The sequence below is a fragment of the Geodermatophilus sp. DSM 45219 genome (genome assembly GCF_900104025.1).
Classification (GTDB): domain Bacteria; phylum Actinomycetota; class Actinomycetes; order Mycobacteriales; family Geodermatophilaceae; genus Geodermatophilus.
Map to the genome: position 1 here is coordinate 342,947 of NZ_FNIQ01000005.1, position 24,242 is coordinate 367,188.

24 protein-coding genes are annotated in these 24,242 nt (G+C 74.8%); 5 read left to right on the forward strand and 19 right to left on the reverse strand.

The features are described from left to right. Positions 1-8: 8 nt before the first annotated feature. From BLR12_RS17260 to hisC, 4 genes are all read right to left on the reverse strand, one after another. On the reverse strand, positions 9-1,037 hold the full coding sequence (locus BLR12_RS17260) for a YihY/virulence factor BrkB family protein (RefSeq protein WP_091380797.1): 1,029 nt from the start codon (positions 1,035-1,037) through the stop codon (positions 9-11). 168 nt (positions 1,038-1,205) lie between these two features. Then, a complete protein-coding gene (locus BLR12_RS17265) occupies positions 1,206-1,772 on the reverse strand; it encodes a 2'-5' RNA ligase family protein (RefSeq protein ID WP_091380800.1) in 567 nt (188 codons plus the stop codon). Next, a complete protein-coding gene (gene trpS, locus BLR12_RS17270; protein ID WP_091380802.1) occupies positions 1,769-2,791 on the reverse strand; it encodes a tryptophan--tRNA ligase in 1,023 nt (340 codons plus the stop codon). The genes BLR12_RS17265 and trpS overlap by 4 nt, the downstream gene beginning before the upstream one ends. Positions 2,792-2,854: 63 nt before the next feature. Further along, entirely contained in the window at positions 2,855-3,967 is a 1,113-nt protein-coding gene (gene hisC, locus BLR12_RS17275) for a histidinol-phosphate transaminase (protein WP_091380804.1), read from the reverse strand. Between the two features lie 68 nt (positions 3,968-4,035). On the opposite strand from hisC, the gene galE reads away from it, so the two are divergent. After that, on the forward strand, positions 4,036-5,037 hold the full coding sequence (galE, locus tag BLR12_RS17280; RefSeq protein ID WP_255363586.1) for a UDP-glucose 4-epimerase GalE: 1,002 nt from the start codon (positions 4,036-4,038) through the stop codon (positions 5,035-5,037). Positions 5,038-5,047: 10 nt separating this feature from the next. On the opposite strand, the gene BLR12_RS17285 is transcribed toward galE, so the two are convergent. After that, positions 5,048-6,382 (reverse strand): hemolysin family protein, encoded by a 1,335-nt coding sequence (locus BLR12_RS17285; protein ID WP_091380806.1) that lies wholly within the window; start codon positions 6,380-6,382, stop codon positions 5,048-5,050. A gap of 205 nt (positions 6,383-6,587) precedes the next feature. On the opposite strand from BLR12_RS17285, the gene BLR12_RS25335 reads away from it, so the two are divergent. Beyond that, positions 6,588-7,457, forward strand: coding sequence for a CAP domain-containing protein (locus BLR12_RS25335; RefSeq protein ID WP_091380809.1), 870 nt, complete (start codon positions 6,588-6,590; stop codon positions 7,455-7,457). 72 nt (positions 7,458-7,529) lie between these two features. On the opposite strand, the gene BLR12_RS17295 is transcribed toward BLR12_RS25335, so the two are convergent. The 5 genes from BLR12_RS17295 to BLR12_RS17315 all read right to left on the reverse strand — a co-directional run bounded on the left by BLR12_RS17295 (position 7,530) and on the right by BLR12_RS17315 (position 12,128). Further along, positions 7,530-8,423: a DUF559 domain-containing protein gene (locus BLR12_RS17295; protein ID WP_176832567.1), complete on the reverse strand. Its 894-nt coding sequence runs from the start codon at positions 8,421-8,423 to the stop codon at positions 7,530-7,532. A gap of 231 nt (positions 8,424-8,654) precedes the next feature. Then, the gene (locus BLR12_RS17300; RefSeq protein WP_091380815.1) at positions 8,655-9,869 is read right to left on the reverse strand and encodes an NADP-dependent isocitrate dehydrogenase; all 1,215 of its coding nucleotides are present in this window, start codon (positions 9,867-9,869) and stop codon (positions 8,655-8,657) included. 81 nt (positions 9,870-9,950) lie between these two features. Beyond that, positions 9,951-10,904: a malate dehydrogenase gene (gene mdh / locus BLR12_RS17305; RefSeq protein ID WP_091381257.1), complete on the reverse strand. Its 954-nt coding sequence runs from the start codon at positions 10,902-10,904 to the stop codon at positions 9,951-9,953. Positions 10,905-10,959: 55 nt separating this feature from the next. After that, the gene (locus BLR12_RS17310) at positions 10,960-11,259 is read right to left on the reverse strand and encodes a DUF3017 domain-containing protein (RefSeq protein WP_091380816.1); all 300 of its coding nucleotides are present in this window, start codon (positions 11,257-11,259) and stop codon (positions 10,960-10,962) included. Further along, positions 11,259-12,128: a bifunctional methylenetetrahydrofolate dehydrogenase/methenyltetrahydrofolate cyclohydrolase gene (locus tag BLR12_RS17315; RefSeq protein ID WP_091380819.1), complete on the reverse strand. Its 870-nt coding sequence runs from the start codon at positions 12,126-12,128 to the stop codon at positions 11,259-11,261. The genes BLR12_RS17310 and BLR12_RS17315 overlap by 1 nt, the downstream gene beginning before the upstream one ends. Before the next feature lie 98 nt (positions 12,129-12,226). On the opposite strand from BLR12_RS17315, the gene BLR12_RS17320 reads away from it, so the two are divergent. After that, positions 12,227-12,841 (forward strand): hypothetical protein, encoded by a 615-nt coding sequence (locus BLR12_RS17320; protein ID WP_091380822.1) that lies wholly within the window; start codon positions 12,227-12,229, stop codon positions 12,839-12,841. On the opposite strand, the gene BLR12_RS17325 is transcribed toward BLR12_RS17320, so the two are convergent. The 9 genes from BLR12_RS17325 to BLR12_RS17365 form a co-directional block, all read right to left on the reverse strand. Next, positions 12,842-13,570 (reverse strand): pentapeptide repeat-containing protein, encoded by a 729-nt coding sequence (locus tag BLR12_RS17325; RefSeq protein WP_255363587.1) that lies wholly within the window; start codon positions 13,568-13,570, stop codon positions 12,842-12,844. After that, positions 13,567-15,117 carry a bifunctional phosphoribosylaminoimidazolecarboxamide formyltransferase/IMP cyclohydrolase gene (gene purH, locus BLR12_RS17330; protein WP_091380825.1) on the reverse strand — a complete coding sequence of 517 codons (1,551 nt, stop codon included), beginning with the start codon at positions 15,115-15,117 and terminating at the stop codon, positions 13,567-13,569. Before purH ends, BLR12_RS17325 begins: the two co-directional genes overlap by 4 nt. After that, positions 15,117-15,740, reverse strand: a complete 624-nt coding sequence (gene purN, locus BLR12_RS17335; protein WP_091380828.1) for a phosphoribosylglycinamide formyltransferase — start codon at positions 15,738-15,740, stop codon at positions 15,117-15,119. Before purN ends, purH begins: the two co-directional genes overlap by 1 nt. A 122-nt stretch (positions 15,741-15,862) precedes the next feature. After that, positions 15,863-17,050 (reverse strand): cell division protein PerM, encoded by a 1,188-nt coding sequence (locus tag BLR12_RS17340; protein ID WP_091380831.1) that lies wholly within the window; start codon positions 17,048-17,050, stop codon positions 15,863-15,865. A 73-nt stretch (positions 17,051-17,123) separates the two neighbouring features. Then, positions 17,124-18,248 carry an MgtC/SapB family protein gene (locus tag BLR12_RS25580; RefSeq protein ID WP_218120715.1) on the reverse strand — a complete coding sequence of 375 codons (1,125 nt, stop codon included), beginning with the start codon at positions 18,246-18,248 and terminating at the stop codon, positions 17,124-17,126. Between the two features lie 220 nt (positions 18,249-18,468). Beyond that, a complete protein-coding gene (sucD, locus tag BLR12_RS17350) occupies positions 18,469-19,347 on the reverse strand; it encodes a succinate--CoA ligase subunit alpha (protein ID WP_091380833.1) in 879 nt (292 codons plus the stop codon). 32 nt (positions 19,348-19,379) lie between these two features. Beyond that, a complete protein-coding gene (gene sucC, locus BLR12_RS17355) occupies positions 19,380-20,540 on the reverse strand; it encodes an ADP-forming succinate--CoA ligase subunit beta (RefSeq protein WP_091380836.1) in 1,161 nt (386 codons plus the stop codon). Between the two features lie 143 nt (positions 20,541-20,683). Next, entirely contained in the window at positions 20,684-21,073 is a 390-nt protein-coding gene (locus BLR12_RS17360) for a cobalamin-dependent protein (RefSeq protein ID WP_091380838.1), read from the reverse strand. Further along, on the reverse strand, positions 21,070-22,113 hold the full coding sequence (locus tag BLR12_RS17365; protein ID WP_091380841.1) for a hypothetical protein: 1,044 nt from the start codon (positions 22,111-22,113) through the stop codon (positions 21,070-21,072). Before BLR12_RS17365 ends, BLR12_RS17360 begins: the two co-directional genes overlap by 4 nt. 223 nt (positions 22,114-22,336) lie before the next feature. Here BLR12_RS17365 and BLR12_RS17370 point away from each other — a divergent pair, with 223 nt between their 5' ends. Both BLR12_RS17370 and BLR12_RS17375 read left to right on the forward strand, forming a co-directional pair. Further along, a complete protein-coding gene (locus tag BLR12_RS17370; protein WP_255363588.1) occupies positions 22,337-23,170 on the forward strand; it encodes an esterase/lipase family protein in 834 nt (277 codons plus the stop codon). A 249-nt stretch (positions 23,171-23,419) separates the two neighbouring features. Then, the gene (locus tag BLR12_RS17375; protein WP_091380847.1) at positions 23,420-24,238 is read left to right on the forward strand and encodes a M23 family metallopeptidase; all 819 of its coding nucleotides are present in this window, start codon (positions 23,420-23,422) and stop codon (positions 24,236-24,238) included. The last annotated feature ends 4 nt before the right edge of the window (positions 24,239-24,242 follow it).

Here is a 24,242-nt window from a genome sequence, read left to right on the forward strand (position 1 = left end):
CGCCGTCGTCAGCGGGCCGGCGCGGGCCGGCCGTCCGCCGGCGGGACCACCGGGTCGGCGCCCTCGGCCACCACGCGGGCGTCGCCCTGCACGCCGGGCAGGGTCGCCGTCCAGGCGGCGGTGAAGAAGGCGAACCGGCAGACGACGTTGATCCAGATGAGGATGCCGACCGCCCCGCCGAAGGCCGACGCGGTGACGCTGCCGGAGATGAGCGACAGGTAGAGGCTGCCCAGCAGCTTCATGACCTCGAAACCGGCCGCACCGAACAGCGCGCCGGGCAGCAGCCGGCGCAGCGGGTGGGCGGTGGCGGGCACCACCTTGAGCAGCCAGAGGAAGACGACGACGTCGGTGGCCACGGCCAGGCCCAGCCCGAGTGCCGCGGTGAGCACGAACAGGCCCGGGGCGTCGTCCAGGCCGAGTGCGGCCAGCGCCCAGTCGGTGGCCTGGGTGACCGTGCCGGTGAGGCCCAGGCTGACCAGGCCCGCACCGCCGAAGGCGGCCAGCGCCAGCAGGTCCTGCAGGTTGTCGCGGAGGAACTCCGGCTCCTCGACCCGGCCCCTCCAGATGCGCTCCATCCCCAGGCGCAGCTTGTCCATGGCACGCAGCCCGGCGTAGAGGAACCCGACCAGGCCGATGACCCCGACGACGCCGGCGGAGCCGACCGCCCCGCGCAGCTCACCGACGATCTCCCGCCCGGTCGGGCCGGGGAAGCTGTCGCGGATGGCGGTGACGAGCTCCTGCTGCAGCAGCTCGTTGCCCGCGAGCACCAGCCCGATCACCGACGCGACCAGCAGCAGCACCGGCACCAGGCCGAGGAAGACGAAGTAGGTGACGCCCGCGGCCATCAGGTCACCCTGGGTGCGCTGGTAGCGGCCGCCGGCCCGGGCCAGGTGGTCGAACCACGGGAGCCGGCGGCGCAGCCGGTCCACCCGGGCCTGCCAGCGGCCGGGCAGCTGCGTGACCCGCGACCAGCGGCCGCCGGGGGGCTGGTCCCCGGCGGGCGCGGGAGCCGGCCGGTCGGTCCGGGTGGCACTCACCGCCCGAGTCTGCGGGCAGACCGCGCGGTGCGCGCCCCGGCCCCGGTGACGTGCCGGATCGGCCACCCTCCAGGGGCCCGCCGGCCCCGTCCCGGGTCCCGCCCTGAGCCTGCGAAGGGTGGGGAGGACGGGGTCCTTCTACGAGGGGTGGGGGACAGGAGGGTCCTTTCAGTGCGGCGGGCCGGTGAGGGGGTACTCGCGGGCGATCGCCCACGCGCCGTCGGGGGTCTGCTCGAACTCCGTGAAGTGCTCCACGCGGAACTCCGCCGACAGGTCGGCCAGGCCGCAGTAGGCCAGCTCGAGCATGTCCGGGGTGACGTCGTGGGCGACGGTCACGTGCGGGTGGTACGGGTAGGACAGCGACCGGGCGAGCGGGCCGCGGCGGACGTCGTTGGCGATCAGCTCGCAGTTGCCGATGCCGCGGGCGACGGCGACGAACACGACCGAGGAGACCGGCGCGAACGTGCCGGTGCCGGACAGGTGCATGTCGAACGGCGGGTGCGTGCGGGCGACCTCGGCCAGGTGCTCGCTGATCTCCGCGCGGTGGGCGACGGGCACCTCGGTGGGCGGCAGCAGCGTGACGTGCGGGGGTACGGCGAGGGCCTGCGGGTCGCCGACCTTGGCCCGCCAGTCGACGAACAGCTGCGACCACGGCTCCGGGATGGGCACGACCACGCCGAGGACGGCGGTCCGCGCGGCGCTGCGGCTGCGCGGGACGAAGGTGTCGTCGTTCACGCCGGCGTCCCGGCCGGTGGGAGGAAGCCGACCTTGTCGTAGACGTCGGCGACGGTGCGCGCGGCGACCTCGCGGGCCCGGGCGGCCCCCTGCGCCAGGACGCGCTGCAGCTCGGCGGGGTCGTCGAGCAGCTCCTGGGTGCGCTCGCGGACCGGGGTGAGCACGTCGGTGACCACCTCGGCGAGCTCCTTCTTCAGGTCGCCGTAGCCGCGGCCGGCGAAGTGCTCCTCGAGCTCGGCGGTGCTGCGGCCGGACAGCGCGCTGTGGATGGTGAGCAGGTTGGTCACCCCGGGCTTGGCCTCCGGGTCGGCGACGACCTCGCGGCCGGTGTCGGTCACCGCGGAGCGGATCTTCTTGGCGGTCACCCTGGGGTCGTCGAGCAGGAAGACGCAGCCGGCCGGGGGCAGGCTCTTGCTCATCTTCTTCTCCGGCGACTGCAGGTCGAGGACCTTGGCCGCGCCGGGGGGCATCACGGTGCTGGGGACGGTGAGGGTCGGCCCGAAGCGGCTGTTGAAGCGGGTGGCGAGGTCCCGGGTGAGCTCGAGGTGCTGGCGCTGGTCCTCACCCACCGGCACCTGGTCGGCCTGGTAGAGCAGGATGTCCGCCGCCTGCAGCACCGGGTAGGTGAACAGCCCGACCGAGGCACCGCCGGTGCCCTCGCGCTGGCTCTTGTCCTTGAACTGGGTCATCCGGCTGGCCTCGCCGAAGCCGGTCAGGCACTCCAGCACCCAGGACAGCTGCACGTGCTCGGGCACGTGGCTCTGCACGAACAGCGCGCTGCGCGCCGGGTCGACGCCCAGGGCGAGCAGCTGGGCCGCCGAGACGAGGGTGTTGCGGCGCAGCTCCGCCGGGTCCTGCGGGACGGTCACCGCGTGCAGGTCGACGACGCAGTAGAACGCCTCGGCCGAGTCCTGCAGCTCCACCCACTGCCGCAGCGCCCCCAGGTAGTTCCCCAGGTGGAAGGAACCCGCCGTCGGCTGGATGCCGGAGAGGACACGGGGAAGAGGCACGCCCGCCATCAAACCAGCCGATCCCGGGGCCGGGGGTCGGGCGTCCCGAACGTCCTCGTCACCGTCGGCGGGTCACGCGGGGGCCGCGGCCGACCGCGCCACGTCGAGCGCGGCGAGGAAGACGTCGTCCTCCTCCGGCGTGCCGACGGTGACCCGGATCCCGTCCCCGGCGAAGGGCCGGGTGATGACCGCACGCGCCTCCAGCGCGGCCGCCAGGCCGGTGGCCTGCTCCCCCACCGGCAGCCAGACGAAGTTGGCCTGGCTGTCGGAGACGTCCAGGCCGCGCTCGCGCAGGGCGCCGGTGAGCCGCTCCCGCTCGGCGGTCACCGCGGCGCACCTCCGGCGCACCTCGTCCTCGCTGGCCAGCGCGGCGACCGCCGCGGCCTGCGCCAGCGTGGAGACGCTGAACGGCACGTGCGTGCGGCGGACGGCGTCGGCGACGGCCGGGTCCTCCGCGACCAGGTAGCCGACCCGCAGGCCGGCCAGCCCCCAGGCCTTGGAGAAGGTGCGCAGCACCGCGACGTTGGGCCGCCCGCGCATCAGCTCCAGCCCGTCGGGGACGTCGGGGTCGGTGACGAACTCCCGGTACGCCTCGTCGAGGACGACGAGGGTGTCGGCGGGGACGGCGTCCAGGGACCGCTCCAGCGGGGCGCGGCGGACCGCCGTCCCGGTGGGGTTGTTCGGGTTGCACACGAAGACCACCCGGGTGGTCTCGTCGACGGCGGCGGCCAGCGCCTCGAGGTCGTGGGTGTCGGCCGGGCCGCCGGGGCGGCCGGGCACGAGCGGCACCTGGACCGACCGCGCGCCGGCCACCTGGGCCAGCAGCGGGTACATCTCGAAGGACCGCCAGGCGAACGCGATGGACGTACCGGGGTCGTTGAACGACTGGGCCAGCTGCTGGCAGAGCATCACCGCGCCGCAGCCGGGGACGACCTGGGCGGGGTCGACGCCGTAGCGCTCGGCGAGCGCGGCGGTGAGGACGACCGCGCCGTTGTCCGGGTAGCGGTGGGTCTCGGCGGCCGCGGCGGCCAGCGCCTCGACGACGGCCGGCAGCGGCGGGAACGCGACCTCGTTGCTGGCCAGCTTGACCGCCCGCTCGACGCCGATCTCCCGGGCGAGGTCGGCCGGGTTGCGCCCGGGCCGGTAGGCGGGCAACTGCTGCACCGCCGGTCGTGCGCTGACCACGTCCGCTCCTCCTGACCGCGCCCGCGTCGCGCCGGTGGGGTCCCGCACGCGGATCTAGGGTGGGGCGCATGCGCGTTCTCGTCGCCGGTGGGGCCGGCTACATCGGCAGCGTAGTCACGGCCGCCCTCCTCGAGGGCGGGCACGAGGTGACCGTGCTCGACGACCTCTCGACCGGGCACGCCGACGCGGTGCCGTCGGGGGCCCGGTTGGTGCAGGCCTCGCTGCACGACTCCAGGCCCGTGCTGGCCGACGTCCGGCCCGAGGCGGTGCTGCACTTCGCGGCCAAGAGCCTGGTCGGCCAGTCGCAGGTCGAGCCGGGGGTCTACTGGGACACCAACGTCACCGGCACGCTGGCGCTGCTGGAGGCCATGCGGGCGGCCGACTGCCGCCGGATCGTCTTCTCCTCGACCGCGGCGACCTACGGCGAGCCCGAGCAGGTGCCGATCCGCGAGGACGCCCCCACCCGGCCGACCAACACCTACGGCGCCACCAAGCTCGCCGTCGACACGATGCTGACCTCGTACGCCACCGCGTACGACTTCGCGGCGGTGAGCCTGCGCTACTTCAACGTCGCCGGCGCCGCGTACGGGCTGGGTGAGCGGCACACCACCGAGACCCACCTCATCCCGATCGCCCTGCAGGTGGCGGCCGGGCAGCGGGAGCACCTGACCGTCTACGGCGAGGACTACCCGACGCCGGACGGCACCTGCATCCGCGACTACATCCACGTCGAGGACCTCAGCGACGCGCACCTGCTCGCGCTGCCCGCGCCGTCCCCGGGCGAGCACCGGGTCTACAACCTGGGCAACGGGACCGGGTTCTCGGTGCAGCAGGTGATCGACGCCGTCCGCGAGGTCACCGGGCACCCCGTCCCGGTCGTCGTCGGCGAGCGCCGGGCCGGGGACCCCGCGCAGCTGGTCGCCTCCAGCGACCGGATCCGCGCGGACCTCGGCTGGACGCCGCGGCACACCGACCTGGCCGGCATCGTCCGCGACGCGTGGGAGTTGAAGGACCCCTCTGCCCCCCACCACTCGCAGGCTCGCGGCGGGCCCCTGCAGAGCGGCCGTTGAGGGCCGCGCGCTAGCCGCCGATGGTCTGGGTCGAGACCTGCGCCGGGTCGACCTCGGGCTGCGGGGCACTGCTGACCGAGATCCGCGCGATCCGCCGTCCGTCGAGCTCGAGCACGGTGAGCGTGCGCCCCTCGACCTCCACGGTGTCGCCCGCGACGGGCAGCCGGCCGAGCTCGGCGAGCACGTAGCCGGCGACGGTCTCGTACGGGCCCTCGGGCAGCTGCACGCCGGTCACCTCGCGGAAGTCGTCGAGGTTGAGCAGGCCGTCGACCTCGTGCGGTCCGCCGGGCCGCTGGTCGCCGCCCTCGACCACGTCCTCGTCGTACTCGTCGTAGATCTCCCCGATGACCTCCTCGATGAGGTCCTCGAGGGTGACGATGCCGTCGGTCCCCCCGTACTCGTCGACGACGATCGCCAGGTGCTGGTTCTCCCGCCGCATCTCCGACAGGGCGGTGAGGACGCCGGCGGTGCCCGGCAGCCGCTTCACCTCGCGGACCAGGCCGCCGACGGTCGCGGCCCGGCCGGCCGGGTGGTTGGGCAGGAACAGGTCGCGCACGTGCACGAAGCCCAGGACGTCGTCCTCGTCACGGCCGACCACCGGGTAGCGCGAGTGACTGGAGTCGTGCACCTGCTTGGCCGCGCGGCTGGCGGTCATCGACGCCTCGAGGAAGTCGACCTCGGTGCGCGGTGTCATGACCTCGCGGACCTCGCGGTCACCGGCGCGGAACACCTCGCCGATGAGCCGCCGCTCGTCGGAGCTCAGCGACTCGTGAGCCGAGACCAGGTCGCGCAGCTCCTCCTGGCTGATCGACTCGCCGCTGGCCTTGGGGTCCCCGCCCACCAGGCGGACCAGCACGTTCGTCGACTTCGACAGCAGCCAGATGACCGGGCGGGAGAGCGTGGCGATGGCGTTGAGCGGCGCGGCGACCAGGAGCGAGAAGCCCTCGGCCCGCTGCAGCGCCAGCCGCTTGGGCGTCAGCTCGCCGACCACCAGGGACAGGTAGCTGATCGCGATGGTGACCAGCACGAAGGACAACGGGTCGGCCAGTCCCGTGCCCATGCCGAGGGACACGAACCACGCCGCCAGCGGCTGGGACAGCGTGCTGGCACCGAACGCCGCGGAGAAGAAGCCGGCCAGGGTGACGCCGACCTGGACGGCGGCGAGGAAGCGGTTGGGGTCGCTGAGCAGCCGCTGCACCGCCTTGCCCCGACGGCCGCCGTTCTCGGCCATGGCCCGCACCTGCGACTCGCGGAGGGACACCAGGGCGATCTCGGCCCCGGAGAAGGCGCCGCCGACCAGGACGAAGGCGACGACCATCACGATGTTCAGCCAGACGTCGCTCACCGGCGGCGTGCTCCTCGGACTAGGGCTGTGGGACGGCGTCCATGCTGCCCGCTCCACGCCGCAGGTCCACCACCCGGGGCGGGCCGGCTGCGCCAGGAGTGACCTCGGCCACACCGAGCTGCCGATCACGCTCCGCGTTCGGCTACTCTTGCTGAGTAACGATTCGTGATCGAGAACCGGGTGAGGACGAGCCTTCGTGCACCACATGCCGGCGGGTCCGCCGCTGTCTTCCCGCATCGCCGCTGCACTGTCCCGCTGGGTCCGACTCCTCCGGCTCCCGCGACTGGTCCCCCTGCTGGTCGTCGCCGGGGCGGTCGCCGTGGTCACCCTCGGCGCCCCCATGGTCTCCGGCGCGGTGACGAGCTTCACCGACCCGGTGGCGCTGGAGTCCACCGCGACATCGGCCGCTCCCGCCGTTGCCGGTACCGGCGGGTCGTCGTCCTCCGGCGGGCCCGCGCCCGCCCCGCTGACTCGGCCCGACGGCACCCCGGCGCCCACCGGTACGGCTGTCGAGACGCCGTCCCCCGAGGCGCCCGCCGCCACCCCGGCGCTCCCCGCGGCCGAGGAGCCGGCGCCGGCTCCTGTGCCGGTGGAGGCGCCGGAGCCCGAGGTGGCTCCGCGGTCCGAGGCCGAGCTCCCGGCCGCCGCCGAGGCGCCCGCCGCCGCGCCGGCCCCGCTGGCGCAGTCCGCACCGGCCGACCCCTCTGCGGAGGGGCAGGTGCTGGCGCTGGTCAACGCGGCCCGCGCCGAGGCCGGTTGCGGCACGCTCACCGCCGACTCCGGGCTCGCCGCGGTGGCCCGGGCCCACAGCGCCGACATGCGCGACCGCGACTACTTCTCGCACACCAGCCCGGAGGGCCTGTCCCCCTTCGACCGGGCCGAGCGGGCCGGCGTCGACTACTCGCGGGCCGAGAACATCGCCTTCGGGCAGGCCGACGCCGCAGCGGTGATGGAGGCCTGGCTGGACAGCCCCGGCCACCGCGCCAACATCCTCGACTGCGAGCTGACCAAGCTCGGCGTCGGCGTCGCCGAGGGCACCGGCGGCCCGTGGTGGACCCAGCTCTTCGGCGCCTGACCTCGTCCGGCCGCGGCAGACCCGCACACCCCGACTGCGGGGAAGCAGGGCCTGCGGCACCCACCCAGCGCCCTACTTCCCCGCAGTCGTGCGGCGGAGGAGCGTCCGGACCCGGGTGACGAGTTCCGCTGGGTGCCTCAGGTCCGCCGCGGTCACGTGCAGCACCGTCCAGCCTGCGGCGACCAGCGCGTTGAGCCGCCGCCGGTCACGGCCGAGCTGCCCCGGCTCGCCGTGCCAGGCGCCGTCGTACTCGACCGCGACCCGGTGCTCCGGGAAGGCGAGGTCGACCCTCGCCACGAACCGGCCGTCCTGGTCACGGACGGTGTGCTGCGGAACGGCCGCGAGACCGGCGAGGGTGAGCACCACCCGTAGCCGTGACTCCTGCGGCGACTCCGCCCGGACGTCGGCGAGCTCGACCGCCTGCTCGGCCCGGCGCGCGCCTCTCGGTGTCGGCTGGGCCGTCACTGCGGCGCGCAGTTGCGGGTGGCCGACGACTCCCCTGGACAGCAGGACGTCCAGCGCTGCCACGCCCTCGACCAGCGGCTCGGCACGTGCGATGTCCAGCGCCGTCCGGATCGACGTGGTGCAGCGCCGTGATCGAACCACCACGACGTCGGAGGTGGTGAGCACGAGCCGGCGGACGTGCAGCCCAGCCACGGGACCGAAGCGGGCATCGGCGGGGATCGACACCTCGACGGGGGTCCGGACGTCGACGAGCTCGGTGGCCCCGTGGAGGTATGCCGCAGTCCGGCCGCTGAAGACGGCGGCGGCCGGCACGACCAGACCCGCACCCCTGATCCGGACGCCGAAGGTGTCGGGCAGTTCCGCATCCGCGTAGATCCCGCGGTAGAGGCGGCGCCAGGCGCTGCTGCGGAGGGCATCGGGGGTGAGCAGGCCCGCGGCGACGGCGTCCCTCCCGCGGAAGACCCGGCCGCGCAGGACGTCTGGTACATGGGCTCTGGGCACCGCGGCAGCGTGCCTCCGACGGGGGTCGCCACGACTGCGGTCGTCCACAGGAGCTCGGTCGTCCACAGCCGCAGCCGACGCATTCCCACCCCGACTGCCCGGAAGTCGGCACTGAGCGGAGCACGTGGGGCCCGACTTCTCCGCAGTCGGGCCCTCCGCACGGTGCCCGCGGACGCACGACGGCCCCCTCACCGCGCGGGGTGAGGGGGCCGTCGTGCGTGCGGGGTCAGGTCAGGCCATGGCCTTCTGCAGGTTGGCGTCGATGGCCGCCAGGAAGTCCTGGGTGGTCAGCCACGGCTGGTCCTTGCTGATCAGCAGCGCGAGGTCCTTGGTCATCTGGCCGCTCTCGACGGTGTCGATGCAGACCTTCTCCAGGGTCTCCGCGAAGCGGGTCACCTCGGGGGTCTCGTCCAGCTTGCCGCGGTGGGCCAGGCCCCGGGTCCAGGCGAAGATCGACGCGATGGGGTTGGTCGACGTCTCCTTGCTCTGCTGGTGCTGGCGGAAGTGCCGGGTCACCGTGCCGTGGGCGGCCTCGGCCTCGACGGTGCGGCCGTCGGGGCTCATCAGCACCGACGTCATCAGGCCGAGCGAGCCGAAGCCCTGGGCCACGGTGTCGGACTGCACGTCACCGTCGTAGTTCTTGCAGGCCCAGACGTAGCCGCCCTCCCACTTGAGGGACGCGGCGACCATGTCGTCGATCAGCCGGTGCTCGTAGGTGATGCCGGCGGCCTCGAACTTGTCCTTGAACTCGGTCTCGAAGACCTCCTGGAACAGGTCCTTGAAGCGGCCGTCGTAGGCCTTGAGGATCGTGTTCTTGGTGGACAGGTAGACCGGGTAGTTGCGGTTGAGCCCGTAGTTCATCGAGGCCCGCGCGAAGTCGCGGATCGACTCGTCGAGGTTGTACATCGCCATCGCGACGCCCCCGCCGGGGGACTGGAACACCTCGTGCTGGATCGGCTCGCCGCCGTCCTTGGGCTGGAAGGTGATCGTCAGCGTCCCCTCGCCGGGGAACCGGAAGTCGGTGGCCCGGTACTGGTCACCGAAGGCGTGACGGCCGACGACGATCGGCTTGGTCCAGCCCGGCACCAGCCGCGGCACGTTGGACATGATGATCGGCTCGCGGAAGATCACGCCGCCGAGGATGTTGCGGATCGTCCCGTTCGGGGAGCGCCACATCTTCTTGAGGCCGAACTCCTCGACGCGGGCCTCGTCCGGCGTGATCGTCGCGCACTTGACGCCGACGCCGTGCTGCTTGATGGCGTTGGCGGCGTCGACGGTGATCTGGTCGTCGGTCTCGTCGCGCTTCTCGATGCCCAGGTCGTAGTACTCGAGGTCGACGTCGAGGTACGGGAGGATCAGCTGGTCCTTGATGAACTGCCAGATGATCCGGGTCATCTCGTCGCCGTCGAGCTCCACGACGGTGCCCTGGACCTTGATCTTGCTCACGCGTTCTCCTTGTGCTCTCGTGGCCCCGCTGCAGGGTCCCGCCGCGAGCGTGCGAGCGGTGGGGGGCAGTGGGGTCCCTCTTCAGAGGTCGGCTACGTCGGCCTGCTTGGCGCGCACGGCCTCGGCCGCCTCGCGCAGCCCGGCCAGCTCGCTCTCGGTCAGGTCGCCCTCGACGACCCGCCGCACACCCTCACGGCCGATCTCGGCCTCGACGCCCAGGTAGACGCCGTTGATCCCGTACTCGCCGTCGACCCACGCGCAGACCGGCATGACCGCACCGGAGTCCTCCATCACGGCCCGCGCCATGCGGGCGGCGGCCGCCGAGGGCGCGTAGTAGGCCGATCCGGTCTTGAGCAGCGCCACGACCTCGGCCCCGCCGTTGCGGGTCCGGTCGACCAGGTGCTCGATGCGGTCGGCGGCCAGCACGTCGGCCAGCGGCTTGCCGTCGACGGTGCAGCGCGAGGGCACCGGCACCATCGTGTCGCCGTGCGAGCCGAGGGTCAGGGTGCGCACCGAGCCCACGGGGACGCCGAGCTCCTCGGCGACGTTGTTGGTGAACCGGGCGGTGTCGAGCATGCCCGCCTGTCCCATCACCCGGTTCTTCGGGAACCCGGTGGCCAGCTGGGCCAGCGCGGTCATCTCGTCCAGCGGGTTGGACACCACGATGACGACGGCGTCCGGCGAGGTACGCGCGATGTTCTCGGCGACCGAGCGGACGATCTTCGCGTTGGTCTCGATGAGGTCCATCCGGCTCATGCCGGGCTTGCGGGGCAGGCCCGCGGTGATGACGACGACGTCGGAGCCCTCGGTGCCCTCGTAGGAGCCACCGCCGACCCCGACGACCCTCGTCTCGAAGCCCTCGATGGGCCGCGACTGGTTCATGTCGAGGGCCAGGCCCTCGGGCTTGCCCTCGACGATGTCGGTCAGCACGACGGTCTCGAAGACGTCGTACTCCGCGAGTCGCAGGGCGGTGGTCGAGCCGTAGAACCCGGCACCGACGACGGTCACCTTGCCGTTCCTGGGCTGCTCTGCCATGGCGGCCAACCTATCGTCGGTCACGGCGGGGCGCCCGATCAGGTGATCCGCCACCTCAGTCCCCCGGGATGGCCAGCGCGAAGGCCGACAGGGTCACCCCGACACCGACCATCAGGACGACGTCCACCGGCCGGCTGCGGACGGCGAGGAAGCCCACCCGGCGCAGCGGCAGGAGCAGCCGCAGCAGCCCCCCGCCGACCAGGGCCAGCCCGACGACGACCAGCCCGCGCCGCCAGTGGCCGACGGTGAGGACGAGCAGCCCGGCTCCCACCGCGAGCAGCACCACGAGCAGCGGCAGCTGCCGCAGCAGACCGGCCAGGAACGGCCGGCGGGTGTAGAGCGGCGGGCGCGACATCAGGCGGAGAGGACCTCGGTGGCGGCGGCCTGCTCGGCGGCCAGGACGACGTTCTGCAGCAGCATCGCCCGGGTCATCGGACCCACGCCGCCGGGGTTCGGGGCGACGTGGCCGGCGACCTGGACGACGTCCGCCGCCACGTCCCCGGCGATCTTGCCGTCGACCCGGCTGACCCCCACGTCGAGGACGGCGGCACCCGGCTTGACGACGTCCCCCGTGACCAGGCCGGGGACGCCGGCCGCGGCGACCACGACGTCGGCCCGGCGCAGGTGCGCGGCGAGGTCGCGGGTGCCGGTGTGGCACAGGGTCACGGTCGCGTTCTCGCTGCGCCGGGTGAGCAGCAGGCCCAGCGGCCGGCCGACGGTGATGCCCCGGCCGACGACGACGACCTCGGCGCCGGCGATCGGCACGTCGTACCGGCGCAGCAGCTCGACGATGCCGACCGGGGTGCACGGCAGCGGCCCCGGGACGTTGAGCACCAGCCGGCCGAGGTTGACGGGGTGCAGGCCGTCGGCGTCCTTGGCCGGGTCCATCGCCTCGAGGACGGCGCTCTCCTCGATCCCGCGAGGCAGCGGCAGCTGGACGATGTAGCCGGTGCAGGCCGGGTCGGCGTTGAGCTCCTCGACGACGGCGAGGACGTCGGCCTGGGTCGCGGTCGCCGGCAGCTCGCGCTGGATGCTGGCGATGCCGACCTGCGCGCAGTCCTTGTGCTTGGCGTCCACGTACCAGCGGCTGCCCGGGTCGTCGCCGACCAGCAGGGTGCCCAGGCCCGGGCGGTGGCCCGCCGCCGTGAGAGCAGCGACCCGCTCGGTCAGCTCTGCGCGGATCGCTGCTGCGGTGGCCTTGCCGTCGAGAGTCGTCGCGTGCACGGCCGACAGTCTGCCGGAGAGGGGTCCGCTGCAGCCCACCCCGCCCTAGGCTCGCGGGTGCGGGCGTCCCCCCGCCCGCGGTTGCGCGAGGAGTCCAGATGAGCGAGCGCGAGCACCAGCCGGCCGCCGGCGCGCGGGGCGCCGGGGACTGGCGGGAACAGACGATCCCGGGCATCCAGCCCGTGCGCACGGACGGCGTCACGGCGCCCCCGCCCCCCGTCGGTTACGCCCCGCGCACGGTGCCGGAGCACCCGACCCGCCCGGTGCGCGTGCGACGCCCGGACGGCCTGGCCGGCCTGCTGCTCATCCTGGCCGGCATCGCCGCCGGGGTGAGCCTGCTGCTGCGCTGGCTGCCGGGCAGCGAGCTGACCGGCTGGGACCTGGTCCGCCGCGGGGTCGACGACTTCGCCGGCGGCGGCACCGCCGAGCTGCTGGCGGACGGGTTCTGGCAGCCGATGGCCGTCGTCCTGGGCGGCGCGGTGCTGTTCCTGCTGGGCCTGCTGATGGCCCTGCCGGCCCGGTCGCACCGCTTCCTCGGGCTGCTGGCCCTGCTGGTCGCCCTGGTGGCGGCGGCCGGGGTGCTGGTGCCGCTGGCCGCCGTCGACTGGGACCCCGACACCATCGACACCGGCTTCTGGTTCGCCGTCGCCGTCCCCGCGCTCGGCCTGCTGGGTGCGCTGAAGGCGCTGCTCACCGGGCCGCGGTGGCGCTGATCAGTCCGCCACCAGGGCGCCGTGGGCGCGGGCGACCTGGACGGCCTGCACCAGGTCGAGCCGGACGCCGGTCAGCTCGAACGCGCGCCAGTCCACCGCGTCGGTCGAGGCGCCGCGGAGGTCGGCCCCGCGCAGCTGCGCGCCCTGCAGTCGAGCGCGGTCGAGGTCGGCGCCGGTCAGGTCGCTCTCCCGCAGGTCGGCGCCGGTGAGGTCGGCCTCCCGGAACCGCTGACCGGCGAGCACCAGCCCGGACAGGTCGGCGCCGCGCAGCGACGTCCAGCTCCAGTCGCTGTCGGTCGTGGTCATCGGCCGCAGCTGCGCGCCGGGGAACTGCGAGCCGGTGAGCTTGCAGCCGTCCCAGGTGACGTCGAACAGCCGGGCGCGGTCGAAACGGCAGGCGAGGAACGCCGTCCCCAGGTGCCTGGCCCCGCCCATCCGCACGCCGGTGAGCACGCAGGAGTCGAAGACGCACCGCCGGGTGACCAGCTCCTCCAGCCCGGCGTCGTCGAACCGGCAGCCGGAGAAGGTGACGCCGTCGAGCTCGGCGCCCCACCAGTCGACCCGGGCGAGGTCGGCGCCCTCGACGACCGCGCCGGCGCCGGGCGGCCGGACGTGCGGACGCGGCCCCGTGCAGGGACCCGCCGCGAGCCTGCGAGGGGTGGGGGGTCGAAGGACCCCGTCCCCCTCCCCCTTCGCCGGCTCAGGGTGAGCCCCTGGACCCGGCCTCAATGGGCGAAGTGCCGGGTCCCGGTCAGGTACACCGGGATGCCGACGGCGGCCGCGGCCGCGACGACCTCCTCGTCGCGGACCGACCCACCCGGCTGGACGACCGCGCGCACGCCGGCGTCGAGCAGCACCTGGAGGCCGTCGGCGAAGGGGAAGAAGGCGTCGGAGGCGGCGACCGCGCCGGCGGCCCGCTCCCCCGCCCGGGCGACCGCCAGCCGCGCGGAGTCGACCCGGTTCACCTGGCCCATGCCGACGCCGACCGTGGCCTTGTCGTGGGCCAGCAGGATCGCGTTGCTCTTGACCGCCCGGACCGAGCGCCAGGCGAACACCAGGTCGTCGAGGCCGGTGGCGTCCACCGGCTCACCGCAGGCGAGGGTCCAGGTGGTCGGGTCGTCGCCGGGGGCGTCGATGCGGTCGGCGCTCTGCAGCAGCAGCCCGCCGCTGACCGGCCGCAGCTCGGTGGCCGGCCGCGCGGTCTCCGGCAGCCGGAGCAGCCGGATGTTCTTCTTCGCGGTGAGCACCCGCACGGCGTCGTCGGTGAAGGACGGCGCGACGACGACCTCGGTGAACACCTCGGCGACCTGCTCGGCCATGGTCAGGTCGACCTCGCGGTTGGCGGCGATCACGCCGCCGAAGGCCGAGACCGGGTCGCAGGCGTGCGCCTTGCGGTGCGCGGAGGCGATGTCGGTGCCGACGGCGATCCCGCAGGGGTTGGCGTGCTTGATGATCGCCACGCACGGGTCGTTGTGGTCGTGCGCGGCCCGCCAGGCGGCGTCGGTGTCGACGAAGTTGTTGTATGACATCTGCTTGCCGTGCAGCTGCTCGGCGTGCGCGAGACCCGGCCGGTCGCTGCGGTAGAGCGCGGCGCGCTGGTGCGGGTTCTCGCCGTAGCGCAGCACGTCGGCTCGCTCCCAGCTGGCGCCGACCCAGGCGGGGAAGCCCGAGTCGTCGTCCGGTGCCACGACGCTGCCCAGCCACGAGGCGACCGCGATGTCGTAGGTGGCGGTGTGCCGGAAGGCCGCCGCGGCCAGCGACCGGCGCTCGGCGAGGGTGAAGCCCCCGGCGGAGACGGCGGCCAGGACGTCGCCGTAGCGGGCCGGGTCGACGACGACGGCGACCGACGGGTGGTTCTTCGCCGAGGCGCGCACCATGGCCGGGCCGCCGATGTCGATCTGCTCCACGCACTCGTCGGGGCTCGCACCCGAGGCCACCGTCTCGGTGAACGGGTAGAGGTTGACCACGACCAGGTCGAACGGGGCGATGCCGAGGTCCTCGAGCTGCTGCACGTGCTCGGGCTTCCGGCGGTCGGCGAGGATGCCGGCGTGCACCGCGGGGTGCAGCGTCTTCACCCGCCCGTCGAGGCACTCCGGGAAGCCGGTGACCTGCTCGACGGGGGTGACCGGCACCCCGGCGTCGGCGATCCGGCGGGCGGTCGCGCCGGTGCTGACCAGCTCGACGCCGGCGTCGGCCAGCCCGCGGGCCAGCTCCTCGACGCCGGTCTTGTCGTACACGCCGAGCAGCGCGCGGCGGATCGGGGTGCGGTCGCTCATCAGGGGCTCTTCCTCGTCTGGGGCGGGCGGGGCGAGGGTGCAGTGACGAGCTCCGCCACCGTCTCCACCAGGAGCTCGCGCTCCACGTGCTTGATCCGTTCGTGCAGCCGCGCCTCGTCGTCCCCCGGGAGGACGGGCACCTCGCGCTGGGCGATGACCGGGCCGGTGTCGACACCGGCGTCCACCCAGTGCACCGTGCTGCCGGTGACCTCCGCGCCGGCGGCCAGGGCGTCGCGGACGGCGTGCGCGCCGGGGAAGGCCGGCAGCAGCGCGGGGTGGGTGTTGAGCAGGCGGCCGCCGAAGCGGGCCAGCACCGCCGGCCCCACGATCTTCATGAACCCGGCGGAGACCACCAGGTCGGGGCGGTGCGCGGCGAGGGCGTCGGCCAGCGCGGCGTCCCACGCGGCGCGGTCGGGGTGGTCGCGCAGCGCGCAGGTGAAGGTGGGGATGCCGCGCCGCCGGGCGTGGTCGAGCCCCGGGGCCTCGCGGTCGCTGCCGACGGCGACCACGGCGGCCGGGTAGCCGGGCTGCTCCGCGGCGGTCAGCAGCGCCTCGCACAACGACCCGGTCCCCGACAGCAGGACGACGACCCGCGCCCGCGCGGACTGGTCGGCTGCGGGCACGGCAGCGACCCTAAAGGACCACCCTCCTCCCCACGCCTCGCAGGCTCGGCGCGGGCCCCTGGAGGGTGGCCGCTCCAGCTCCTCACCAGCTCGCGGCGGGACCCGGCACGGGGGCCACGCCCTCAGCCCGGCGAACGCCAACGGGTGATCCCGGCCGCGAGCGCGGCAGCCACCCCCGCCTGGAGGGCGACCGCCAGCCCGGTCGTCACCGGCGGCGCCCCCACCTCGGCGAGCACGCCGTCCCCCAGCGATCCGCCGGCGATCCAGGCGAGCAGACCGCAGGCGACGCCGAGCAGCACGCCGGCGAGCACGCCGTACAGCCCCGCCACGACCGAGCCGACGGCGGTGTCGCCCAGCCGCCGGCCGAGCGTCGCCCCGGCGACCAGCCCGGCGAGCGCGGGCACCACCTGCGAGAGGAAGGCGACGAGCGGCACCGCCTGGGTGTCGGGCAGCGCGGCCAGCAGCGGCAGCGCCGGCACCGCCCCGAGGGTGACGCCGTGGACCGAGACCAGGGTGCCGCTGCCGACGGCGAACCCCGGGCCGGCCGCCAGGCCGATGGCGGCGGCCGCGGCGTTGGGCAGCAGCAGGACGCTCAGCACCAGCAGACCGACCGCGCCGGCGCCCGAGCCGCCGAGGGACCGGGACAGTGCCGCGTACCCCCCGGCGTCGGCGGCGACGGCCACGGCCACCACCGCCAGGCCGAGGGCCGCGGCGGTGAGCAGTCCGGCCGCGCCCGCGCGCAGCAGCGGCCGGACGGGGCCGGGCAGGTGGTCGAGCACGTCGTCGAGCAGGCCGGAGTCGCGTGCCGCGCCCCAGCCGACGGCCAGGACGGCGAGCACGGCGCTGCCGACCGCCGAGCGCAGCAGGTCGACCTGCGCCCTCGGGGTGTCGACCAGCAGGGCGAGCAGCACCGTCAGCAGCGTGTGCGTGCCGACCGCGGTGGCCACGGCCGCGGCGAGCGGGCGCCCGCCGGTGAGGTCGCAGGCGCGGACGACGCCACGGCCGGCGCTGGACAGGCCCCAGGCCACGCCCAGGGTCAGCAGCAGCGGGGCGAGCACCAGCGGCCCGGACCCCAGGGTCAGGCCGCCGCCCTGGGCGAGCAGCCACAGCTGCCCGGCCAGCCGGGCCGAGCCCGCGACCGGCAGGCCGCCCGCGGGGTCCAGCGTCTGGACGACGACCGACGCCAGGCCCAGGCCCAGGAGCCCCAGGACCGACACCGCGGCGGTGGCCGCGGCGGCGAGGACGGGGGCGTGCGGCGAACCCGGGTCCCGCTGCCCCGGCAGGTTCAGTCGGGCGAGCAGGGAGGCCACGCCCCCACTGTCCCAAGGCCGGGCCGCGATCGCCGGACCCCGCGCCCCGCGACCGGGAAGAAGGTGAGCAGGACTACGCGGAGCCGGCGCCGGAGGCGGTCGAGCCGCCCGGCCGGTCGGGGCCGCGGTCGCGGTCGGCCGGCGGTACCGCGGGGTCGGGCGAGATCCGGCGCGGCTGCTCCGGGGCCGGCGGCAGGGGCTGCTCGGCGGTGGCCGGGGCCTGCTGCCCGTGCCCGGCCGGCTGGTCCGGCGCCCACGGCCCGCCCGGCTGCTGGGACGCCCAGCTGCCCGCCGGGGCCGGCCGCGCGTTCAGCTCCCGCAGCAGTGCGAGGACGGCGAACGCCAGGGCGGCCGCCGCAGCCAGGACGGTCAGCAGCGCGAAGAGGCTGAACCCGCCCTCGAAGGTGGTGAGCCACTCCACGACGGTCAGCAGGAAGGCCAGGGCGGTCAGGGCCACGGTGACGGCGCCGCGCGGGAACGGCAGCCGCATGCCGACGAAGGCGGGGAGGAGCGACCAGACCGTGGCCACGACCAGCAGCGCAGCCGCCGTGGTCACCAGCCCGAGGTCGAAGCCGTTGATCGACTCCGAGAAGCCGAACCCGAAGTCGAAGGTGAACCACGGCAGGACGGCGAACAGCAGGAACAGCAGGGTGCTGACCGCGACGAGCAGGTCGGTCCGGTGCAGCCGGGAGCGGTCGAAGCCGACCTGGGTGGCGCTGCCCGGCGGCCGGCCGTACGGCTGCCCGTAGCCGGGCGGCACCCACGGTGGCTGCTGCCCGTACGGCTGCCCCCAGGGCGGCTGCTGGCCGTACAGGGGCTGGCCGTAGCCGGGCGGGGGCGCGTACTGCGGCTGTCCGTACGGCGACTGCCCGTAGGGCTGCTCCCACGGCTGCTGGCCGTACTGGGGCTGCCCGTACGGCGGCTGCCCGTGAGGAGGCTGCCCGTACGGAGGCTGCGGGCCGTACCCGGGCTGCTGCGCGTACCCGGGCTGACCGTACGGATGCTGGCCGTAGGCGGGCTGGCCGTACTGCGGCTGCCCGTACTGCGGCGGTTGTCCGTAGGGGGGTGGCTGCTGGCCGTACCCCGGTTGGTCCGGCTGCCCCGGCGCGGTCCGGCCGTCGTCCGGACGTCGCTCGTCCCCACCCTCGCCCGGCTGGTGCCCGTACCCGCCCGGCGGCTGCGGCGGCTGACTGGTCATCGCGGGGCGCTCCTCGGTCGTGGCTGGCAACTGCGCGGGTCGTGGACACCGTGCGACCGCGGCGCCCAGTGTCCCCCCGACAGGACCTCCTCGGCCCCGGGGACGACACTGCCCGGTGACCCCGGACGGGGCCACCGGGCAGTCGGTGACGTGTTGGAACGGCCACCCTTCAGGGCCCCGCGCCGAGCCTGCGAGGTGCGGGGGGAAGGGTGGTCCTTTTTCAGGCGCCGACGAGCTCCCGCATCAGCTGAGCGGTCTCCGACGGGGTCTTGCCCACGCGCACACCAGCGGCCTCCAGGGCCTCCTTCTTGGCCTGCGCCGTGCCGGAGGAGCCGGAGACGATCGCGCCGGCGTGGCCCATCGTCTTGCCCTCGGGCGCGGTGAAGCCGGCCACGTAGCCGACGACGGGCTTGGTGACGTTGGCCTTGATGAAGTCCGCGGCCCGCTCCTCCGCGTCGCCACCGATCTCACCGATCATCACGATGGCCTCGGTCTCCGGGTCGTCCTGGAAGGCCTGCAGGCAGTCGATGTGCGTGGTGCCGATGACCGGGTCACCACCGATGCCGACGGCGGTGGAGAAACCGATGTCGCGGAGCTCGTACATCATCTGGTAGGTCAGGGTGCCGGACTTGCTGACCAGCCCGATCCTGCCCTGCTTGGTGATGTTGGCCGGGATGATGCCGGCGTTCGAGCGGCCGGGGCTGATCAGGCCCGGGCAGTTCGGGCCGACGATCCGGGTCGACCCGCCCTGGGCGTGGGCCCAGAAGTACGTCGAGTCGTGCACCGGGATGCCCTCGGTGATGACGACGGCGAGCCCGATCTGGGCGTCGACGGCCTCGATGACGGCGCTCTTCGCGCCGGCGGGCGGGACGAAGATGACGCTGACGTCGGCGCCGGTCTCCTTCATCGCCTCGGCGACGTTGCCGAACACCGGGACGCCGGCGCCGTCGAAGTCGACGCTCTGGCCGGCCTTCTTCGGGTTCACGCCACCGACGATCGCCGTCCCCGAGGTGAGCATGCGCTGGGTGTGCTTGCGCCCCTCGGAGCCGGTCATGCCCTGGACGATGACCTTGCTGTTCTCGTTGAGGAAGATCGACATCTCTCTGGTGTCCTGTCGGGAGTCGGGGGCGTTCAGGCGGCGAGCTCGGCGGCCCGGCGGGCGGCGCCGTCCATCGTGTCCACCAGGGTCACCAGCGGGTGGTTGGCGTCGGCGAGGATGCGCCGGCCCTCCTCCACGTTGTTGCCGTCGAGCCGGACGACCAGCGGCTTGGTCGCCTCGTCGCCGAGCAGCTGCAGCGCGTGGACGATGCCGTTGGCGACCGCGTCGCAGGCGGTGATCCCGCCGAAGACGTTGACGAAGACGCTCTTCACGGCCGGGTCGGAGAGGATGATGTGCAGGCCGTTGGCCATCACCTCGGCGGAGGCGCCACCACCGATGTCGAGGAAGTTGGCCGGCTTGACGCCGCCGAACTCCTCACCGGCGTAGGCCACGACGTCCAGCGTGCTCATGACCAGCCCGGCACCGTTGCCGATGATGCCGACCTCGCCCTCGAGCTTGACGTAGTTGAGGTCCTTCTCCTTGGCCGCGGCCTCCAGCGGGTCGGCCGCGGCGGTGTCCTCGAGGCCCTCGTGCTCGGCGTGCCGGAAGCGGGCGTTCTCGTCGAGGGTCACCTTCGCGTCCAGCGCGAGGACCGTGCCGTCGGGCGCCTTGGCCAGCGGGTTGACCTCGACCAGGGTCGCGTCCTCCTTGGCGAAGACGTCCCACAGCTGGACGGCGATGGCGACGACCTGGTCGCGCACCTCGGCCGGGAAGCCGGCCGCGTCGACGATCTCGGCGGCCTTGGCGGTGTCGACGCCGGTGGTGGCGTCCACGGGGATGCGGGCCAGGGCCTCCGGGCGCTCGACGGCGAGCTGCTCGATCTCCATGCCGCCCTCGACGCTGGCCATGGCCAGGAAGGTGCGGTTGGCGCGGTCGAGCAGGTAGGAGAAGTAGTACTCCTCGGCGATGTCGCTGGCCTGGGCGACCATCACGCGGTGGGTGATGTGGCCCTTGATGTCCAGGCCGAGGATGTCCTGGGCCCGGGCGCGCGCCGCGTCGGCGTCGTCGGCGAGCTTGACGCCGCCGGCCTTGCCACGCCCGCCGGTCTTGACCTGCGCCTTGACGACGACGGTCGTGCCGATCTCGCGGGCGATCGCCTCCGCCTGCTCGGGGGTCTCGGCGACGCCGCCGGGGAGCACGGGGACACCGTGCGAGGCCAACAGGTCACGGGCCTGGTACTCGAAGAGATCCACGAACAGGCACCGTAAACCCCACCGGACCCGCACCGTGCACCGGCGGTGGAGAGGTGGGCGGCATCACAAGCCGGCTCCCCCGGACGGTGCCGGACGCCTCGGCACCCCGCCGTCACGACCACCCAGGTCAGCGGCGGGCGAGGTCATCCCCCGGCCGCGTCGACCTCCGTCCGCAGCCAGTCCGCGATCTCCGCGGGCGGGGTGTCGGGCGCGAAGAGCCGGACCGGCCAGGGCAGCCCGGCGTCCGTGCCGCAGGCGAAGACGAGGACGTCGACCGTGCCGCGGTCGGCGAGCGCCGCAGCCAGCCGGGCCGGCAGCGCCGCCTCCTGCGCGGGCAGCACCGGCAGCCCGACGGCGTCGGCGTCCTCCTGGACGACGACGTCGGCCAGCTGTTCGACCGACCGGTGGCGCCAGGCGTACACGACCTCCATCCCGGCGTCGCGCAGCCCCCGGGCGACGACGACGGCGGCGCGGTCCTCGCCCTCCCCCGGCGCCACCACGACGACGCGGATGCGCTCCCCCGGCGCGGTCACCGGGCGGGAGCCCGGCGCAGCCGCCAGGCCAGCAGCGTGAGCGCGACGTAGCCGAGGCCGGCCAGCAGCAGCCCGGCGCCGGGCAGCGTCCACTCCAGCTCGTCGGAGACGAGCGCGTCCCGCAGTCCGCCGAGCCCGGCGACGAGGACGACGACGGCGATGGCCAGCAGCCCGCCGACGGCGGCCAGCCGGGGACGCAGCGAGGGGGCGAGCACCGAGCAGAGGACGACGGCGCCGGCCAGCAGCAGGCCGCCGAGCAGCGCGAGGCCGGGCCGCTCGAGCAGCCCCTGCGGGCCGTCCTGCTCGACGACGACCTGCAGGCCGGTGGTGGGGTCGGTGACGATCCGGTCGGGGACGTCGGCGGCCGGCAGCACCAGGCACAGCACCGCGCCGACGCCCAGCAGCACCGCGGCGCCGGCGAGCGCGGGGCGGGCCGGGTCGAGCGCCCCCGCGTCGTCCATCACGGTGCGGCCCCACGAGCCGACGGCCAGCACGCCGGCCAGCACGGTGAGCGCGAGGGCCAGGGCACCGAGCACCCAGCCGGGTCCGGCGTCCACCGAGCTGGTGAGCACCCGCTGCCCGGCGATCACCTCGATGCCCGGCCGGACGGTGGAGCTGCTCGCCCGGTAGAGCTCGATGAGCAGCAGGCCGGTGGTCAGCGCGCCGGTGATCCCGGCGAAGGCGAGGCCGAAGCGGGGTGCCCGGCCGGCGGCGAGGCCGGCACCGACCGCGACCGAGGCCAGCGGCAGCAGGAGGCCGGCGGGCAGGCCGCCCGCGCCGCCGGTCGAGGAGACCTCCGTGCCGCCCACGACCAGGTAGGTGGGGACGAGCGCGGCCACGCCGACCACCCCGGCGAGGGCCAGCAGCAGGCCGGCCAGCCGGGCCGCCCGCGGCGGGTCACCGACGACGAGCCCGTCGGCCGGCACCGCGGGCGCCGGCCGGGACGGACGGCGCGGGCCGCTGCGCCGGGCGGTCGGGCGCGCCGACCCGCTGCCTGCCGCGGTCGATCGGTCACGGGTGGAGCCGTCGCGGGTGACCACGGTGCCCCCTTCGTCTCGGTCACGAACCGGCCTCGGTGCGGGGCGCCGATGTGACGGGCACCACACGGCCGCTTTACCGTCAGGTGAACTGGGCATCACTCGCAGGTCGCCGGCCCGGGGGTGGACGCGCGCGGCCAGTGGTCCCGGACGGGGAGGAACGATGCAACCGCTCAGCGACCCGGAGTGCCGACCAGCGTCGCACACCGGCGGCGGGACGCCGGGAGTGCCACGGCACCTCCTCCGCTCGCTGCTGAGCCCCACCACGCTGACCGGTGGCATCACCGAGCTGGCCCTCGTGGGCGCGCACGTGCTGATGTACCCCCTGGGCACCCGCACCGAGCGGCTGCGCCCGGACCTCCGGCGCCGGCCCGGCGATCAGCCGCCTGCGGTGCGCGCCCTGTTCGCCACCGACCCGCTGGCCGCCCGCGTCCCCGTCGTCCTCGTGCACGGCCTGATCGACAACCACTCGGTCTTCGCGGTGATGCGCCGCAGCCTGCGCCGCCGCGGCTTCACCTCCGTCTGCTCCTGGAACTACAGCCCGCTGCTCGCCGACGTCGCACGCGGCGCGGCCGACCTCGGCGCGCACCTGCAGCGGGTGTGCGAGCAGACCGGGCACGAGCGGGTGCACGTCGTCGGCCACAGCCTCGGCGGCCTGCTGGCCCGCTACCACCTGCAGCGGCAGGGCGGCGACCGGCACATCGCGTCGCTGGTGACGCTCGGGACGCCGCACCAGGGGTCGCTGCTGGCCCACCTGCTGCCCACCCCGCTGGTCCGCCAGCTGCGACCGGGCTCGGCGGTGCTGCAGGAGCTGGCCGGACCGGCGCCGGGGATCCGCACGCCGGTGACCGCCGTCTACAGCGACCTGGACCAGGTGGTCATCCCGACGAGCGCCGGGCGGTGCGACCACCCGGACCTGCAGGCGCGCAACGTGCTGGTCCGCGGGGTCGGCCACATGTCGCTGCCCTACCACCGCGGTGTGCTCGACGAGGTCGCGGCGACGCTCGCCGGCCTGCGGCAGCCGCGTACCGAGGCCCCGGCGGCGGCCGCCGTCGCCTGAGCACCACCGTCCCCGCCCGCCCCACCGGATCCGGTGCGGCGGGCGGTCTCGTGCTGCGGCAGCACCTCGTCCGTCCCACGGGCACCACGGGCCCCGGGCGGCACACCGCACGGGTGTCGCGTGCCGATGAAGGAACTGACTGATCGTTACCGTCCGATCACGGCTCCGGCGCCCCGCTGGCGTCGTCGTCGCTCCCCCGGCGGGCCGCCTGCGGCGCCGGCGGGGAACCGCTCACCGAGGAGGTGCTCCGTGACCCGCTCGACCGGCCCCGCGCTGCTGGAGCGTCCGCGCACCGACGGTGAGCCCACCGCCGACGCCACCCCTGCCGCCGTCGTCGCCGCCGGACCCGCCCCGGCGGCCGGGCCGGCCGAGGCCCCCGGGACCGTCGACGAGCAGCCGGTCGCCCCTGGTCGCCGGCTGCCCCGCCCGCCCGGCCGGCGCGGCCCGGTGTGGCTGGCCGCGCTCGTCGCGGGCGCGGTCATCGCCGCACTGCCGAGCACGCTGGACGGCGACTCGGCCGGGCTGGCGGTCAGCGCCGCCGACTACGGCCTGGGCGAGGCCTCGGCCATCGGGTTCAGCGGGGACATGGAGGACGCCGGCGTGCGCCGCGGCATCACCGAGGCCGAGGCGCAGGCCCGGCTCGGCGAGCTGGCCGCCTCCCGCGCCGCCCGCGAGCCGCAGACCGTGCTGCCGACCCAGGGCCGGCTGACCACCTGCTTCTGCATGCGCTGGGGCACCATGCACTACGGCCTCGACCTGGCCGGCCCGCTGGGCACCCCCATCTACTCGGCCACCGACGGCGTCGTCATCCGCGCCGGGCGGGCCTCCGGGTACGGCAACGCCGTCTACGTCCAGGACCCCGACGGCAACGTGCACGTCTACGGCCACATGCGCTACTACGACGTCGAGGCCGGGGACCTGGTGAACGCCGGCGACCAGATCGCCACGATCGGCAACGAGGGCCAGTCGACCGGGCCGCACCTGCACTACCAGATCCACCGCGGCGGCATGGACGGCCGGCCGATCGACCCGCAGGAGTTCCTCGCGGAGCGCGGCGTCACCATCTGAGGCC

What these genes read in the sequence shown, in the direction of transcription:
- trpS (WP_091380802.1), bottom strand. Translation starts at nt 2,791, where the DNA reads ATGGCGGGCGTGCCTCTTCCCCGTGTCCTCTCCGGCATCCAGCCGACG.
- BLR12_RS17320 (WP_091380822.1), top strand. Translation starts at nt 12,227, where the DNA reads ATGAGCGAGCGCGAGCACCAGCCGGCCGCCGGCGCGCGGGGCGCCGGG.
- BLR12_RS25580 (WP_218120715.1), bottom strand. Translation starts at nt 18,248, where the DNA reads ATGACCAGTCAGCCGCCGCAGCCGCCGGGCGGGTACGGGCACCAGCCG.
- galE (WP_255363586.1), top strand. Translation starts at nt 4,036, where the DNA reads ATGCGCGTTCTCGTCGCCGGTGGGGCCGGCTACATCGGCAGCGTAGTC.
- BLR12_RS17310 (WP_091380816.1), bottom strand. Translation starts at nt 11,259, where the DNA reads ATGTCGCGCCCGCCGCTCTACACCCGCCGGCCGTTCCTGGCCGGTCTG.
- mdh (WP_091381257.1), bottom strand. Translation starts at nt 10,904, where the DNA reads ATGGCAGAGCAGCCCAGGAACGGCAAGGTGACCGTCGTCGGTGCCGGG.
- sucD (WP_091380833.1), bottom strand. Translation starts at nt 19,347, where the DNA reads ATGTCGATCTTCCTCAACGAGAACAGCAAGGTCATCGTCCAGGGCATG.
- purH (WP_091380825.1), bottom strand. Translation starts at nt 15,117, where the DNA reads ATGAGCGACCGCACCCCGATCCGCCGCGCGCTGCTCGGCGTGTACGAC.
- BLR12_RS25335 (WP_091380809.1), top strand. Translation starts at nt 6,588, where the DNA reads ATGCCGGCGGGTCCGCCGCTGTCTTCCCGCATCGCCGCTGCACTGTCC.